The 15,135-nt window shown below is 62.2% G+C and carries 13 protein-coding genes; 4 read left to right on the top strand and 9 right to left on the bottom strand.

Annotated elements, in window-relative coordinates; all coding sequences use genetic code 11:
- Positions 1 to 62: 62 nt before the first annotated feature.
- Both lon and VES88_04475 read left to right on the top strand, forming a co-directional pair.
- Complete coding sequence (gene lon, locus VES88_04480) at positions 63 to 2,540, top strand: endopeptidase La (protein ID HYN80735.1); 2,478 nt, start codon at positions 63 to 65, stop codon at positions 2,538 to 2,540.
- Positions 2,541 to 2,557: 17 nt separating this feature from the next.
- Positions 2,558 to 3,070, top strand: a complete 513-nt coding sequence (locus tag VES88_04475) for a DUF445 family protein (protein HYN80734.1) — start codon at positions 2,558 to 2,560, stop codon at positions 3,068 to 3,070.
- Between the two features lie 206 nt (positions 3,071 to 3,276).
- On the opposite strand, the gene VES88_04470 is transcribed toward VES88_04475, so the two are convergent.
- From VES88_04470 to VES88_04460, 3 genes are all read right to left on the bottom strand, one after another.
- Positions 3,277 to 4,530: a hypothetical protein gene (locus VES88_04470; protein ID HYN80733.1), complete on the bottom strand. Its 1,254-nt coding sequence runs from the start codon at positions 4,528 to 4,530 to the stop codon at positions 3,277 to 3,279.
- A 69-nt stretch (positions 4,531 to 4,599) separates the two neighbouring features.
- Complete coding sequence (locus tag VES88_04465) at positions 4,600 to 5,424, bottom strand: prepilin peptidase (protein ID HYN80732.1); 825 nt, start codon at positions 5,422 to 5,424, stop codon at positions 4,600 to 4,602.
- The gene (locus VES88_04460) at positions 5,421 to 6,179 is read right to left on the bottom strand and encodes an RNA methyltransferase (protein ID HYN80731.1); all 759 of its coding nucleotides are present in this window, start codon (positions 6,177 to 6,179) and stop codon (positions 5,421 to 5,423) included. Before VES88_04460 ends, VES88_04465 begins: the two co-directional genes overlap by 4 nt.
- Before the next feature lie 73 nt (positions 6,180 to 6,252).
- Between VES88_04460 and VES88_04455 the strand changes: the two genes are divergently transcribed.
- Positions 6,253 to 7,044 (top strand): M48 family metallopeptidase, encoded by a 792-nt coding sequence (locus VES88_04455; protein HYN80730.1) that lies wholly within the window; start codon positions 6,253 to 6,255, stop codon positions 7,042 to 7,044.
- A 55-nt stretch (positions 7,045 to 7,099) separates the two neighbouring features.
- Positions 7,100 to 7,936, top strand: a complete 837-nt coding sequence (gene thiD / locus VES88_04450) for a bifunctional hydroxymethylpyrimidine kinase/phosphomethylpyrimidine kinase (GenBank protein ID HYN80729.1) — start codon at positions 7,100 to 7,102, stop codon at positions 7,934 to 7,936.
- On the opposite strand, the gene VES88_04445 is transcribed toward thiD, so the two are convergent.
- The 6 genes from VES88_04445 to VES88_04420 all read right to left on the bottom strand — a co-directional run bounded on the left by VES88_04445 (position 7,888) and on the right by VES88_04420 (position 15,063).
- Positions 7,888 to 8,727, bottom strand: a complete 840-nt coding sequence (locus tag VES88_04445) for a purine-nucleoside phosphorylase (protein HYN80728.1) — start codon at positions 8,725 to 8,727, stop codon at positions 7,888 to 7,890. The two genes, thiD and VES88_04445, sit on opposite strands and share 49 nt — an antisense overlap.
- The gene (gene add, locus VES88_04440; protein ID HYN80727.1) at positions 8,724 to 9,761 is read right to left on the bottom strand and encodes an adenosine deaminase; all 1,038 of its coding nucleotides are present in this window, start codon (positions 9,759 to 9,761) and stop codon (positions 8,724 to 8,726) included. The genes VES88_04445 and add overlap by 4 nt, the downstream gene beginning before the upstream one ends.
- 219 nt (positions 9,762 to 9,980) lie before the next feature.
- Positions 9,981 to 10,214: a hypothetical protein gene (locus tag VES88_04435; GenBank protein HYN80726.1), complete on the bottom strand. Its 234-nt coding sequence runs from the start codon at positions 10,212 to 10,214 to the stop codon at positions 9,981 to 9,983.
- Positions 10,211 to 13,402: a 5'-nucleotidase C-terminal domain-containing protein gene (locus tag VES88_04430; GenBank protein HYN80725.1), complete on the bottom strand. Its 3,192-nt coding sequence runs from the start codon at positions 13,400 to 13,402 to the stop codon at positions 10,211 to 10,213. Before VES88_04430 ends, VES88_04435 begins: the two co-directional genes overlap by 4 nt.
- Before the next feature lie 8 nt (positions 13,403 to 13,410).
- A complete protein-coding gene (locus VES88_04425) occupies positions 13,411 to 14,448 on the bottom strand; it encodes an inorganic phosphate transporter (protein HYN80724.1) in 1,038 nt (345 codons plus the stop codon).
- 3 nt (positions 14,449 to 14,451) lie between these two features.
- A complete protein-coding gene (locus tag VES88_04420) occupies positions 14,452 to 15,063 on the bottom strand; it encodes a DUF47 family protein (GenBank protein ID HYN80723.1) in 612 nt (203 codons plus the stop codon).
- Between the last annotated feature and the right edge of the window lie 72 nt (positions 15,064 to 15,135).

Here is a 15,135-nt window from a genome sequence, read left to right as displayed (position 1 = left end):
AGAGCCCGCCGCACAGCTCCTGCTTCTTGGCTCGACACAGCGACCGGACTTAATTTCCGCGAATGGCCAAGCCCTCACGCAAAGACGACATCCTGAAATCGGAGATTCCGCCGAATCTCCCGATGATGGCGCTGCGCTCCACGATCGTTTATCCGCTCGGAACGATCGCCGTGCAGATGGGCGCGCCGGAGAATCTCGCGCTCTTGAGAGAACACGAGGGGGCCGGGCTCATCGTCGCGCTGGTCATAGCGACGGGCGAGCACGACGATCCGGTAGACCTCGAGCGATTCGTCGGCCGCGTGGGAGTTGCCGCACGCGTTCATGAGCGAATCAATCTTCCCGGCGACACAGTCCAGATCACGCTCCAGGGTCTCAGACGAATCATCATCGACAAGATCGTCCAGACGACACCCTACCCCGTCGCTCACGTCAAGCCGGCAAAGGAGCTCGCGGCGGATCCGGTCGAAGTCGATGAGCTCGTAGGGAGAGTGGTCAACGCCGCGGAAACGCTGGCGAAGATGGTCGACCGCATTCCGGACGAGGTGCCCGCAATTCTCCGGATGAACGTCTCGGACCCTGGCCGGTTCGCCGACCTCGCGGCGACCAACATGAACTTCAAGATCTCAGACAAGGACGAGATCGTTCAGCGGCTCGACATCGGTCAGCGCCTGCGCTTTCTGCTGACGCGCCTGGAGCGTGAGGTCGGTCGCGCACACGTCGTCGAAGACGTGAAGCGCCAGACCGAGATCAAGATCGAGCAACACCAGCGCGAGTTCTACCTGCGCCAGCAGCTGCGAGCAATTCAGGCCGAGCTCGGCGAAGCAGATCCGGGCGAGAAGGAAGCGATCGAGACACTCCGCAAAATCGAGGAAGCGAAGCTCCCGCCCCGCGCTGCGGCCGAGGCAAAACGCGAAACCGAGCGGCTGCGGATGCTCTCGCCCGCGGCGAGCGAGTACCAGGTGATTCGCACATACCTCGACTGGCTGCTCTCGCTTCCCTGGGACCGCCGATCAGGACGCGAAGAAATCGAGCTCACCGCGGTCGAGAACGCACTCGACAGCAGGCACTACGGGCTGAACGAAGCGAAAGAGCGGATCATCGAGTACCTCGCTGTGCGGAAGCTTCGTGGCGGCGATCCACACGGGCCGATCCTCTGCTTCGCCGGCCCGCCGGGAACCGGGAAGACTTCACTCGGCGAGGCAATTGCGTCGGCGATTGGCCGCGCTTTCTATCGAATCTCCGTGGGCGGCGTGCGCGACGAAGCCGAGATTCGCGGGCACCGCCGAACGTACGTCGGTGCACTGCCGGGTCTCATCATCCAGGCGCTGAGACGCGTGCAGGTGAAAGACCCGGTGATGATGATCGACGAGATCGACAAGATGAGCGGCGGCGGTCCATCCGGAGATCCCACTGCGGCGATGCTCGAGGTCCTCGATCCCTCGCAGAACCATGAGTTCGTGGATCACTACCTCAACGTCCCGTTCGATCTCTCGGCGGTCCTCTTCATCTGCACGGCGAACAACATCTACGACATTCCGCCACCGCTGCGCGACCGGATGGAAATAATCCGCATCGCCGGCTACACCGTCGAGGAGAAAGTCGAGATCGCGTGGCGCTACATGCTGCCGCGACTGCTCGAGGAGCACGGCATCACGGACAAGGACATTCAATTCACCGACGAGATGCTGGGGCTTCTCGCCAGTCGCTACTCGCGCGAGGCGGGACTCAGGAACTTCGAGCGCGACGTTGCGTCCATCATGCGCAGGCGTGCGCGGCGCAAGGCTGAGGGTGAGGAAGGCGCGTGGATCGTAGACACCGAGCGGGTCATCGACGTGCTCGGCAATCCGCGGTACACGCTCGAAGAGGCCGACCAGGAGCCGGAGGTCGGAGTTGTCACCGGCCTCGCGTGGACGGCCACCGGCGGCGACCTGATGCTGATCGAGGCACTGCGTATGACAGGCTCGGGACGGCTCACCGTCACGGGCCAGCTGGGCAGTGTGATGCGTGAATCGGTCGACGCGGCGTACTCGTACGTCCGCTCCCGAGCCGAGCTGCTCGCAATCGGCGAGGCGGAGTTCAAGGAGACCGATCTGCACGTGCATTTCCCCGCCGGCGCGATTCCGAAGGACGGTCCGAGCGCCGGCGCGGCCGTTACGCTGGCGATCGCGAGCGTACTGAGCCGCCGTCCCGTCCGGCGCGACACGGCAATCACCGGTGAGGTGACGCTGCGCGGAAAAGTCCTCGAAATCGGCGGCGTGAAGGAAAAGGTTCTCGCCGCATATCGCGCCGGGCTCCGACATGTCATCATGCCGTCGACCAACGAGAAAGACCTGCGCGACATCCCTGACGAAGTCAAGGAAAAGATGGCATTCACTTTCGTCTCGACGATGGACGAAGTGATCCATCTGATGCTGCTGCGGAAGTCGGCTCCGGCGCTGGCCGACTCCGAGCCACGGCGCGCTCCCCGGAAGAAAGCGCCGATGGCCGCTGATTCAGCCGAGGATCAGACCACGATCTCCGCGGAGCAGGTCAAGCAGTAAGTGAACATGGAGAATGTGTGGGTCCAGCTCGCGGTGCACGTGATCGTCGGCACCGTGGCAGGTGGACTCACCGATACCTGTCGGAGAGGAAGTTCGAGGCGGCGCTCGATGCGATCGAGACCGAAGGCGTGGAGCAGCTGGTTGTCCTGCTGGACGACCCCGTCATCCGTGAAGAAATCACGCGCACCATTCACGATGCGCTTCTCGCTTACCTGCAGAAGCCCATCTCGGAGATCATCGGCGACGTCGCTTCGGCGAGCAAGGACCCCGACGCCGGCAAGAGGCTGGCACACGCGACGGCTCCTCACATCTGGGACTGGATCCACGCGCAGCTGCCGGTGCTCGTACAGCGGCTCGACGTTCAGTCGATGGTCGAGCGCAAGGTCATGGCGTTCAGCGTCGACAGACTCGAGGAGATCCTGCGCTCAGTGATACAGAACGAGCTGAGGATGATAATCGTCATCGGATACGTGCTCGGCGCGTTTGTCGGACTCGGGACCTTCGGACTGTCGAGGCTCATCGGCTTGTAGAGAAAAGACGGAACTGCTGCCACAGAGGCACAGAGAACACAGAGAGAACAGGACGCCGCATCGGACACCGTCGCGGCGTTCTTTCTTTTTTGGGTTTACTCAACGCGGCGATCGAGTCCCTAACCGCGTGAGCTGTTCCACTTAAAAAGGATTTCTCTGTGTTCTCTGTGCCTCTGCGGCGGCTGTTGAGGAGCGGCGCGCGATGCCTATTCCTTAAGCTCGATCTTATTCAGGTCGAGCACGCTGGTACTCGCGCCGGCAGGAACATCGGCGTAGAGAACCACCGGTCGCCCCGCAACTTCGGCGGTGCTGACTTGCACTGATCGGCCGGCCCCGCTATACGACTTCGTCGTCGCTCCCGCCGACGCCGCCTGCTTCACACCGTAACGCTTCTCCACAGCCCGGCCGAGCATGTCGAAGAACTCCGACGCGTCGACCGCTGAATCCCAGACGGTGACCCAAGCAATTCCCTGCCCGCCACTGCTGCTGAACAGCTGGTAGCGATCCCCATCCCACCCGGATGCTCCGCGAACTGCTTCGTTCTGATCCCTCAGATGCTCGAAGAGGAATAGCCGCGTCTCGAATTCGCCGATGGTGTTCTGATAAACCGGGCTCACTCCGACAAGCGGCGGCAGTGATACGGCCGTAGGAGCGTCACGCTTCGCGAAATAGGCGCTGGGATGAAGGATCTGCTCGGTGGATTGAGGCATATCCTTGTACATCTCCTTACCCGGATTGCGGTCCTTGTAGTTGCGCACGAACTCAGCACCGCTCAGATAGGGAAAGATGAGCGTCTCCTGGATCACCACCGGAGCCGCCGCGAATACAGGCATCGAGCTCTGGTTGTCCCGAATCATTTCGCGAACGCGATCCCATCCACCAGGAAGGTTGACGGCGACATTGTTGCCGCCGAGCATCGCGGCGATCTGCTCGTAGACTGCCTGCCCCTCGAACACCGCCTGCGCGGCGGACTGGCGGTCGTTCTGTCCCTCGAGCTTTTGCGCTGAATCCAGACTGATGTATTGGTCCTGCAACGCGTGGATCAGCTCGTGCGTGATCGTGATCGACGCCGCCTCGGTCGGCGCATCAGTGACTACGTACAGAACCTTCGTCTTCGGGTCGTAGTAGCCGACGATCTGTTCTGTGAGAAGGTCCACCAGGAACTTCTTCAGGTCGAGCGTGTCGGGCAGCATGCCGAGCCGTTTGTAAGCCGCTTCCATTCCGGTGAACTCGCGCAGCGACTTCGGATCCTGGACCTGCTGCACGACGAACGCGCGCACCTGTTCCTTGGATCTCACCTCCACGACCGGTGGAGTCTTGAACTTCAGCCCAACCGCGTTTTCGATCCGAGGAATCGCGTCGGCAACCTGCTTCCCGTAAGGACCGGAATAGTTCGCCGGCTTGTCGCGGCACCCCATCGACAGGGTAAGGGTGAGGCACGCGAGCGCGGCAGCCCGCATTCCGTGTCTTGTCCGGGAGGTCGCGCGCATCGTGCCGCTACAGCTGTTGCCTGTCATGCCTGATCGAGGTCAGAGTCCCATCGAGCGCCGGTACAGCGACAGCATTGAATCGCCCCAAAGCAAGGCGATCATCGCTGCAGGCGCAAGAAAAACGCCGAACGGCACCTGCGGCGGCTCAAACGTGGCCTGGAGGCGGCGCGCGCGGAGCCACGCGATCGGATAAACGATCCCGAGGAAAAGCACGGTCGCCAGCACCGCACCGAGAAAGATGGTCATCAGAGCCCGAGCCGGTCCGACGGCAGCGCCAACGACTGCCATCAAAGTGACGTCGCCGAATCCCATCGCCTCCTTCTTCAGCATGAGCTCGCCAAGCCAGCCCGCAATAGCCACGGCACCGGCTCCGGCGCACGCGCCTATCAGCGCTGCCGGCGCATCCGCAAATGGCGAGGGACCCGGAAAAAACAGCGCCACAATCGCCGTCACGATTACCCACAGAAGCCCGAAGGCCGTAAAGCCATCGGGAATCAGATAGTGCTTCGCGTCGGTAATCGCGATGCCGAGCAGGACCGTCGCGAACACCGCCACGCGAACGGCGGTGAAGCTCAGGCCGTAAACGAGGTAGCTGCCGAGCCAGACGAGCGCCACCGAGAGCTCGACGAGAGGGTACTGAAACGAGATCGCATTCCCGCAGCCGCGACATCTCCCGCGCAGCAAGATCCAGCTGACAAGCGGAATATTCTCGAGAGCCGTAATCGGTCTCGCGCAATTCGGGCAGCGCGAGCGCGGTGAAACAACGGAGAGGTCTTCGGGCCAGCGCGAGATGCAGACATTCAGGAATGAGCCGAAGCATGCACCGATAACGAAGCTGTAGATCGCCCAAAGCGTTTCGGTCATTTCCTGAGCTGATAGAGAAGAATCGCCGTCGCCACAGCTACATTCAACGACTCGACGGATCGAGCAATTGGGACGGAAACCGCCCCCGACGCGCGCGCGCGCACGGAAGACGACAGACCGGCCCCTTCGTTTCCGACGGCCAGCGCGAGACGCAGCGGGGCTTCCACAGATTCGACGCCCCTCCCACCCGCCTCCGCCGCCCACAACGGAACCGACTCGGCATCTAGGAACGCAAACAGATCATCGGCGGTAGTATGGAATGCCATACTATGGAAGTGTGCTCCCATAGCTGAGCGGACGACTTTGGGGTTCCAGAGGTCCACAGTGCCGGGCAGCGCGACGGTCGCATCGGCGCCGAGAGCAGCCGAGGTGCGAAGAATGGTTCCGACGTTTCCCGGATCCTGAATCGCATCGAGAACGAGGAGGCGGAGCGGGGAAACACCTGACAACGTGCCAAGGGCGCGTGCCGGGATTTCACCGATCGCCAGGACTCCCTGAGGAGAGTCGGTTTCCGCAGCGCCTCTGAACTCGGCTTCGTTGACCTTGGCGTGCTCGATCGCCGAAGCCTCGATCTGCTCCAGGAGTGCACCACCGCGTGGTGCGTCGGCGAGTTGGGGAGCGGTCAGCACACCGCGAACGACAAGGGGTGAGCGCAGCAGCTCTTCGACCGATCGGACTCCCTCGGCGACAAACAGCGACTGGCGTTCCCGCGCTTTCCGTCGCCTTAAGTCGCGTGCGAGGGTGAGCAGTCTCACGCTGAGCCGAGGCGAATGGGCATGGAATAGGATTTGCCTTTCAATCGGACAGCAATTTACCGCAGGAGTTCAAATGAAACGAATCTTTATTTCCTTCGCGCTGATAATCGGGACATCTGCTTGCGGCATATCCACACAGCAGGAGGTTCAGATGGGTCAACAGGAGGCTGCGAATATCAATCGACAGCTTCCGCTTGTGACCGACCCCGAAGCGAACCGATACATCAATCTGCTCGGCGACCAGATCGCATCGCGTACCAGTCGCGGTGACCTGGACTGGCGCTTCTACATCGTGGACAGCCGCGAGGTGAACGCGTTCGCGGTTCCGGGAGGATTCATCTATATCAATCGGGGCCTGATCGAGCGCACTGAGAACATGACCGAGCTCGCCGGTGTGCTCGGGCACGAGATCGGACACGTCGTCAGACGGCACACCGTCAAGCAGATGGAGAAAGCTCAGGGAGCCAATATCGGAGTGACACTCGCGTGCGTTCTGACGAATGTGTGCAACAGCCAGATCGCGCAGGCCGGCATCAACATCGCCGGAACGGCCGTGTTTGCAAAGTTCAGCCGTGGCGATGAAAACGAGGCTGACATCGAAGCGGTCAGCAACACCACTCGCGCGGGAATCAGCCCACGCGGTGTGGTCACAATGTTCGAGAAGCTCATCGCGGAGAGAAAGCAGGGCCGCTCGGCGGTTGCTGGCTTTTTTGCCACTCACCCCGGTGAGGAAGAGCGCATCGTGGCCGTTCAGGCAAACATCAACCGCATTCCTGCGGCTACCCTCCGTAACCTGACGACGAACACCACGAACTACAACAGCTTCCGCTCGCGCATTCGCTCGCTGCCGGCACCGCGTCAGTAGCGGTCAAAGCAGTTCACGCGCAGGGCTCAAATCCGAGGATGCGCCACCGGGGTCGGTGGCGCATCTTTCGTTCATGCATGTCGTGCTGACGATAGCCGGCTCGGATTCCGGCGGAGGAGCCGGCATACAGGCCGACCTCAAGACGTTTCACCAGTTCGGGGTCTTCGGGGCTTCGGCAATAACTGCGATAACGGCTCAGAACACGTTGGGCGTAACGAGCTGGGAGCCGGTATCACCGGAGCTCCTTCGCGAGCAGATCGATGTCGTCGCCGCCGACCTGAAGCCCGCGGCCGTGAAGTCCGGAATGCTCGGGACCGCGGAGCTCATCCGGGTTGTCGCAGCCTCGCTCCAGCGGCACGGCCTGAAGAACTATGTCCTCGATCCGGTGATGGTGGCGACGAGCGGTGACATGCTGATCGATGCGGAGGGCGCGCACACCATGAAGCACGACCTCGTTCCACTGGCAACGCTGGTCACGCCGAATACCGAGGAAGCAGCCGCATTGACTGGTGCGCGAGTCACCGACGAAGCCACGATGCGACGTGCAGCCGAGCGGATTGTAGAGCTCGGAGCGAAAGCGGCGCTGATAACGGGCGGGCATGTCACCAGCAGCGCTGAGCCGGCGATTCTCGATCTCTTCTACGACGGTGAATTCACTGCGTTCACCCATCCGCGGATCGAGACATCGAGCACTCATGGCACCGGCTGCACACTGTCTGCCGCTATCGCCGCGCAGCTGGCGCAGGGAGTTGCACTTCGCGATTCAGTGAGAGCGGCTGTCGATTACGTCCACGCGGCGATTGAGTCAGCACCGCAACTCGGCAGCGGGCATGGCCCGCTCAATCATTTCGCTCGCGGCAAATCGGTGACGAACGAGCGGACAAGCGACTGAAAGGTTGTCGCCGAACGCGCCGTGACGTCGAGCACGTCCGCGTGAAGCACGGGAAACTCGCTGGTGCCCGAAGCAGCATTGGTGATGCAGCTCACGCCCGCCACACGCATCCCGTTGGCGCGTGCCACAATCACTTCGGGCACCGTCGACATTCCCACGGCGTCAGCGCCAAGCCGCTCGAGCATGCGCACCTCGGCGCGTGTCTCGAAGGAAGGCCCCGGCAGACATGCGTATACCCCTTCCTTCAATGCGACGCCAAGCTTGTCGGCCGCTGCTCTCAGCGCCGCGCGCAGGCGGGCATCGTACGGCTCACTCATGTCCGGAAACCGCTCCTCGCCCTCCTGGACAGGGCCTGTGAGCGGATTGGCGAACGTGAGATTGAGGTGATCTTCAATGATCATCAGGTCACCGGGAACGAGATCGCGGCGAATTGCGCCCGCCGCGTTCGACACAAAGAGAGTTTTCGCGCCGAGAGCGTGCATCACTCTCACGGGAAAGCCGGCCAGCGACACCGGATGTCCCTCGTACATGTGGAAGCGACCGGCGAGGGCAATCACCGCCCGCCCGCCGAGACGCCCGGCGACGAGCGCACCCGCGTGTCCCAGAACGGTCGGCTCGGGAAACCCTGGTATGTCCGAAAACGGGACCCGTGCGGCGTTCTCGATCTCGTCCGCCAGACCGCCCAGCCCCGACCCGAGAATGATCGCGATCTCCGGCTCGGCGGCGCCGATTCTCTCACGGATCGCGTCGGCAGTTCGTTTTGCGCCAGCGACCGAGAAGTCGCCGTTCATTGGTCGCGGTCGGCAAGCGCCACAAGCTCACTCGAGACTTGCTCGAGCAGCACGATCCGTTGTTCCCAGGGAAGAAACGCGCTCTCGAAGCCGTTCAGCGAAAGAGTGCATAACTCATCGAACGTGAAATCGAGATACTTCGCGGCGTAGAGGTACTCGTCCGTAAGGGTTGTTCCGCTCATCAGTCTGTTGTCGGTGTTGAGCGTCACGTTCATGCCGCGATCGAAATATGCCCGTAACGGGTGCACCTCATAAGATGCTGCAACACCTGTATGCACGTTGCTCGTCAGGCAGATCTCAAGCCCGATGCGTCGGTCATTTACGTACTGCATGAGATCGGGGTCTTCGATCAGGCGTGTCGCGTGACCCAGCCTGTTGGCGCAGCACGTATGCACCGCCTGTCGAACGGATGCGGCACCGTCTCCTTCGCCGGCGTGCACAGTTATCGCGAGATTGTTCTCCCGCGCATACGCAAAGGCCATCGCGTGCGCGGCGGCCGGAAATCCCAGCTCGCCGCCGGCCAGATCGAACGCGACAACTCCGCGGTCGCGATAGGCGACGGCGAGGCGAGCCAGCTCGAGCGACACCATCGGTGAAAGCTGCCTGATGGATATGACGATCGACCGCGCGACGATTCCAAAATCCGCTTCCGCTCGCGCGAGTCCACGGAGCTGTGCCTCCAGAGCTTCGGCCGTGGACAGCGTTTTTCTCGAGTTGAGAATCGGGGCGTTGCGGACCTCGATGTATCGTACTCCGTCTTTTGCGGCATCCTCACCGAGCTCGTAGGCCACCCGCTCGATTGCCTCGGCCGTCTGAAGAACAGAGATCGTGACTTCGAACCGCGCGAGGTAGTCTTCGAGCGTCTCGGCGTCGTCGACGAGCATGTAATCGCGCAGCTCGTCGGCACTGGCGCACGGCAGTGGGACACCGTATTCGCGTCCAAGCTCGATCAGCGTTGCCGGTCGCACCGATCCGTCGAGATGGCAGTGCAGCTCCGCTTTTGGAAGGCGGCGGAGTTTATCGGAGGTCAGCATCCACGATTCTATCGAATCGTCGCCTAAAGCAAAAGCTCGCGACCGCGTGTAGCGGTACAGGTTGATTTGAGACCAGAGGGTTCTTTGGGATCTCATTGCCAGTTTTTGCATAAAGCTCAATTGAGCGTCTGGGTCAGCAACGGACTGAATGCAAAAACTGGCAATAGGATCCCAAAGAACCCTCTGGTCTCAAATCAACCTGTACCCTGCCGGACCGCGTCATGCTTCGCGCTGCCGCACCGCAACGACGCGCAGAATCGCTCCACCGTGAAGCGGTGCATCCGACGCAATCGGGAGTCCGCGGCTGTCAGTCACTGCCTTGCTTCCGCTTCTCACCGCCTCCGCAAGCGCGGGGTCCGCCGATTCGACGGCGTCGAGCACCGTCGCCGACACCGGAACGTCAACAGGGCGCGAATCCACGTAGACACGGTAGGTCGCGCCGCCGTCGCTCACTGAGTGATGAAGATCCGCGCGTCGGCCGGAGCGCGAACAGGCGAAGGCAGTCTTTTCAGGTAGCCGACGAGCGCGTCGAGGTCGGAGACGTTGAGCGGAGTCACACGCGTGCCGGCAGGCGGACCGAGGTTGTCGCCGCCTGTCGCGAGAAAGTCATTCACGATGACGTTGTAAACGGCACCTTCGGCAAGCGTCCGGCCCGCTGGAAGTCTCAGTGTCACGATCCTTTGTCCCCGCGGCAGCTCGGGATTGTATCCGATCGTGACTCCGCTCACGTGCGCTCTCAGCTCGTCGCGGTTGACGAGCCGCTCCAGATATTCCTTCAGCTGAGAGCCCGTCATTTTCAGGCTATAGAGCACATTCCCGAATGGCTGCACCTCGAACAGCGATCCATACGTCGCTGTTCCTGCGCGCAGGCTTGCCCGAATGCCTCCGTTGTTCATGATCGCTACGTCACCCTTGCCTGCCCACCGTTGCGCATCGGCAATCAGATTCCCGAGCGGATACTGGGCCCCCTCGCGCCCGAGCGCTGTCGCGATCTCCGCCACCCTGCGGTTCACGAACGGGGCTACACGGTCGGTAGCATCCTTGACGAGCGCTGCGATCCGCGGGTCCGGAGAGACAGCGGACACCACAACATCGCGCACCTCCCCATACGCGCCCGTGGCCGGCTTACCGTTGGCCAGCGGAATGTCGATCACGGCAATCGCGCGTCCGCTCGACCGCGCCTGAACGACCGGGATTCCGTTTACGGCATGATCCACGAGGCTGTGTGTATGACCGCTTACGATCGCGTCTACCCGCTCGGTCAGCTTGCGCGCGAATTCGATTATCTCGCCCTCGCAGCCGCCTGTACCCGTGCTATTGCAGAACGCGCCGGCATGAGCAACGACGACAATGATGTCCGCTCCGCGCTCGCGAAGTGTTCGCACGCGGGTACTGACTATTGGCGCCGGATCGTCGAATCGCAACCCTGTGACGTTCGCGGCGCGTGTCGTGGTCGGTGTCAGCACTGTCGCAAAACCGACCACTCCGACTTTCGTGCCGCCGAGCGTCACCAGTGTGTCGTCGGGAATCCACGGCACATCGCGTCCGTCGGTGTATCTCACGTTCGCGCCCAGTATCGCGTACCTCGCATCGCGCATGCGCGCCCGCAGAGTATCGGTGCCCCAGTCGAATTCGTGGTTGCCGAGCGCGGCGGCGACGTAGCCCATCCTGTTGTAGTAATCGACGACCGGACGGCCGAACGCGAGGTTGGACGCGGGCGTCCCCTGGAACATGTCGCCACCGTCGAGGAGCAGCGTCTGGCAGCTGGGAGCGCATTCTTTTCGCGCCGCTTCGATCATCGCCGCGACATATGCCGCACCGCCGCGCATCACGCCGCCCGCGTCAGCTCGCGGCTCGAGCGCCCCGTGAAAGTCGTTCGTCGCGATGATGCGAAGACGGGGCGTGCCGGGAGCGAGCGGAGTGGATCGATCCACGTCGCCGGCGGTACCGCCCGATGGCGCCGCGCCACTCGCACTACCGGGATACACAAGCCTCCAGTTCTGCGTGAAGAAATCCTCGGGGCGGATGGTTCGTCGGGTCTGCACCTGGTCTATCAGCAGCTGGCGGATTTCCTGCTGTTTGTCGTAGACAACCGGAGCACCGCTGAGCATTGCGTATCCGCCACCGCCCGTCTGCCGGTAGTTGTTAAGCGCCAAGGTAAAGCTGTCGCGCTCGGCAACCCGTCTCCCCTTCACTGTGAGCGCGGTGATGCGCGAGCCGACCGGCCGGGTAAGGTCGATCGTGTAGTCAGCGCCGGCGACAATATCGAAGTTGTCGCCTGGGATGGCAGGATCGACCACCGGCCGCGAGCCCGTGGGCCCTTGTTCCACCGAGGCGTAATAACGACTGCTGAACTCCAGATAATCGCGGAGCTGTTTCCCGCTGATCTTCACGGCCCGGAGCGTATTGTCGTACGGATAGAGTCTGGCTAGCTCTGCGACGGTGACCGGCCCGGCATCGAGTGACGCATCGAGCGTGAACGCAGCAGTCGAAGCGAGATCGGCCCCGGCCGCATTGCGCTGAGTCTCGAGAATGAAGTCGATGAGTGGAGTGTCGCGCAGGCGTGCAGAGTCTCCCCTCCACGCAACAGGCGTCGAGCCGATCGCCGTGTTCGCATAAGCCACGGTCCGCCTGTGGCTCTCCGCTGTGACGGCAGCCACCGACGCGTGCTCCGCGTGCCGCGCAGCCTGCACGACCGTGCTCCGCGATCGGGCAACTCGCCAGCCCGCACCGCTCGGGACCACATTGAGGTGCGCAATGCCGACACTCGTCGCCCAGTTCTTGGGCTGCACGAGGAGCGTCGTGCCGATTCTCAGCTCCGGTGTCTCTCTGTGCGAGTGGCCGAAGACGACGAGATCGATGCCCGGGATCTCGCGCGCAATCCGCGCTGATACATTTTCGCTCGGAACTCCAGTCGCGACTGTGTCGTAGCTCGACGGCCCGGCCAGTCCGGAGTGGATCGTCACCACAACCACGTGTGCACCTGCCGCCTTCACCTCGCGAACCGCCGATCGCACTGCGGGGACTATATCGCCGAGCCTTACGCGGCCACGCACGTTCTCCGCATCCCATATCATCACTCCGGGCGTGGTCGCCCCGATGATTCCGACTCTGACGTCTCGGCGCTCGACAATCGTCCACGGCCTGAATGCATGCGTGCCATCGGGCCGATATGTGTTGGCCGACAGGAACGGAAAGCGCGCTTCTCTGACTGCGCGCTGGAGGTACGGAACTCCGTAGTTGTACTCGTGGTTGCCTATCGCGGCCGCGTCGTACCGCATGACATTCATGGCGCTCACTATCGGGCTCGGGCGCTCCGGTGCGACGCGCGCCGCGACGTAGGCGAGCGGGTTACCCTGCAGCATGTCGCCGGCGTCCAGGAGAATCACACTCCCCGGATTCGCCGCGCGCACGGAATCGACGATTGTTGCGGCTCGCGTCAACCCGCGCAGCGATTCCGCCGAATCCGCGTAATAGTCCCAGCCTCTTACTCGCCCATGCACGTCCGTTGTCGACACGACGACGATATCGCGGGTATCTCCTGTCTCAGGGCCCAGACGCGGCGGCGCAGCCGTAGTGCACGAGACGATCGCAAAAGCGCCGAGCAGTGCTGCGGCCGAAGCTCCGGGTGGACGAAGCATCTGAGATCTTACACCGACACGAACGCGGCGAGCAGGTAATAGCACCCTGCGGCGATAAGCCCGGATGCGGGAATCGTCAGAACCCATGCCCATACGATCCTGCCCGCCACACCCCATCTCACCGCGCTGAGCCGGTTGGTCGCTCCGACCCCGACTATCGCACCAGTAATCGTGTGCGTTGTGCTGACCGGAATCCCGAGGTTTGTCGCCATGATTATGCTGATGGCACCGGCACCCTCTGCGCAGAAGCCGCCAACCGGCCTCAGCTTGGTGATGCGTGAGCCCATCGTGTGGACGATTCGCCAGCCGCCAAACAAAGTTCCCAGCGCGATCGCCGTGTGTGCCGAAAGGACGACCCAGAGAGGAATGTTATCGGCGTTCGGAACGTAAAGACGGGCCAGCCAGCCCGTCTCCTTTGCGAGAAGCGGCTCGACGGAGACCAGGAGGCCGACGATGATGCCCATCGTCTTCTGCGCGTCATTGCTGCCGTGTGCCAGAGAAAACATTGCCGAGCTCAGGAGCTGCCCGCGTTTGAAAACCTTATTGACTCGCGAGGGACTCGTTCGGCTGAACGTCCAGTAGACGAGGACCATCAGCAAAAAGCCGAGAGTGAAGCCGAACAGCGGCGAGACAACAATGAAGGAGAGCGTCTCGATCCATTTCTTACCCCACAGGATCGCGGCCATTCCCGCCTTGGCTATCGCCGCGCCGGCATACCCGCCAATGAGCGCGTGCGACGAGCTCGACGGAATCCCGTACGCCCACGTGATGAGATCCCACACGATTGCCCCGAGCAGGCCCGCCAGGATGACACTCGGGGTCACGATGTTCAAATCGATCAGGCCCTTGCCGATCGCTTTGGCCACGGCCGTCGTGAAGAAAAACGCCGCGATGAAATTGAAGAATGCCGCCCAGATCACAGCCGCAACAGGATTCAGCACGCGCGTGCCGACGATCGTAGCGATTGAGTTCGCCGAATCGTGAAACCCGTTGATGAAATCGAAGACAAGAGCCACGACGATGATCGCGACTACGTAGGAAAGCACGGCTTATGCGTTCTTGAGTGAGATGCTGCGCAGAACGCTGCCGACGTCTTCGCAGTGGTCGATGGCGTCCTCGATCTTGTCGTACAGCTCCTTCCACTTGATGACGAGAATCGCATCGGTAGTCTGCGCGAACAGGCCCTCGAGCGCGTCGTGATAGATCGCGTCTCCCTCCTCTTCCAGCAGCTTCAGTTGGCGATTGCCGGCATGAACCACCTTTGGATCCTTCATCTTCGCGACGGTTTCTTCGATGCAACGGGCCGAGCGCATCAGGACGTCGGACAGCGTGACGCCGAACGGTGTCGCTTCCTTGATGTGAAAGATGGCCGTCCGGCGCGCCGCGCCGTCGATCAGATCGACGACGTCGTCCAGCGCTCGGGCCAGCTCGTGGATGTCTTCGCGGTCGAAGGGCGTGACGAACGTCGTGTCGATGCGGTCGACCACATCGTGCGTGAGATTGTCGGCTTCGTGCTCGAGCGCCTTGATCCGCGCAACGTTCTCCTCCAGCGCCGCGGGGTTCTTGAACACCTCATGAAGCAGCGTTGCCGAGCCAGTGAGCCGCTGCGCAACGGCCAGGAACATGTCGTAAAACTGTTCGTCACGTGGAATGAGCTTCAATGATGTTTCCCAGTTTGGCGGGTTTTATCGGGCCGTAGCGGCGGGCGAGCCCGGAATTTACCCCGCCATTGC

The sequence above is a fragment of the Gemmatimonadaceae bacterium genome, assembly GCA_035633115.1.
In the GTDB taxonomy this organism is placed as follows: Bacteria; Gemmatimonadota; Gemmatimonadetes; order Gemmatimonadales; family Gemmatimonadaceae; genus UBA4720.
Note: the sequence above shows the minus strand (reverse complement) of the source record. Positions and strands in the feature narration are given on the sequence as shown.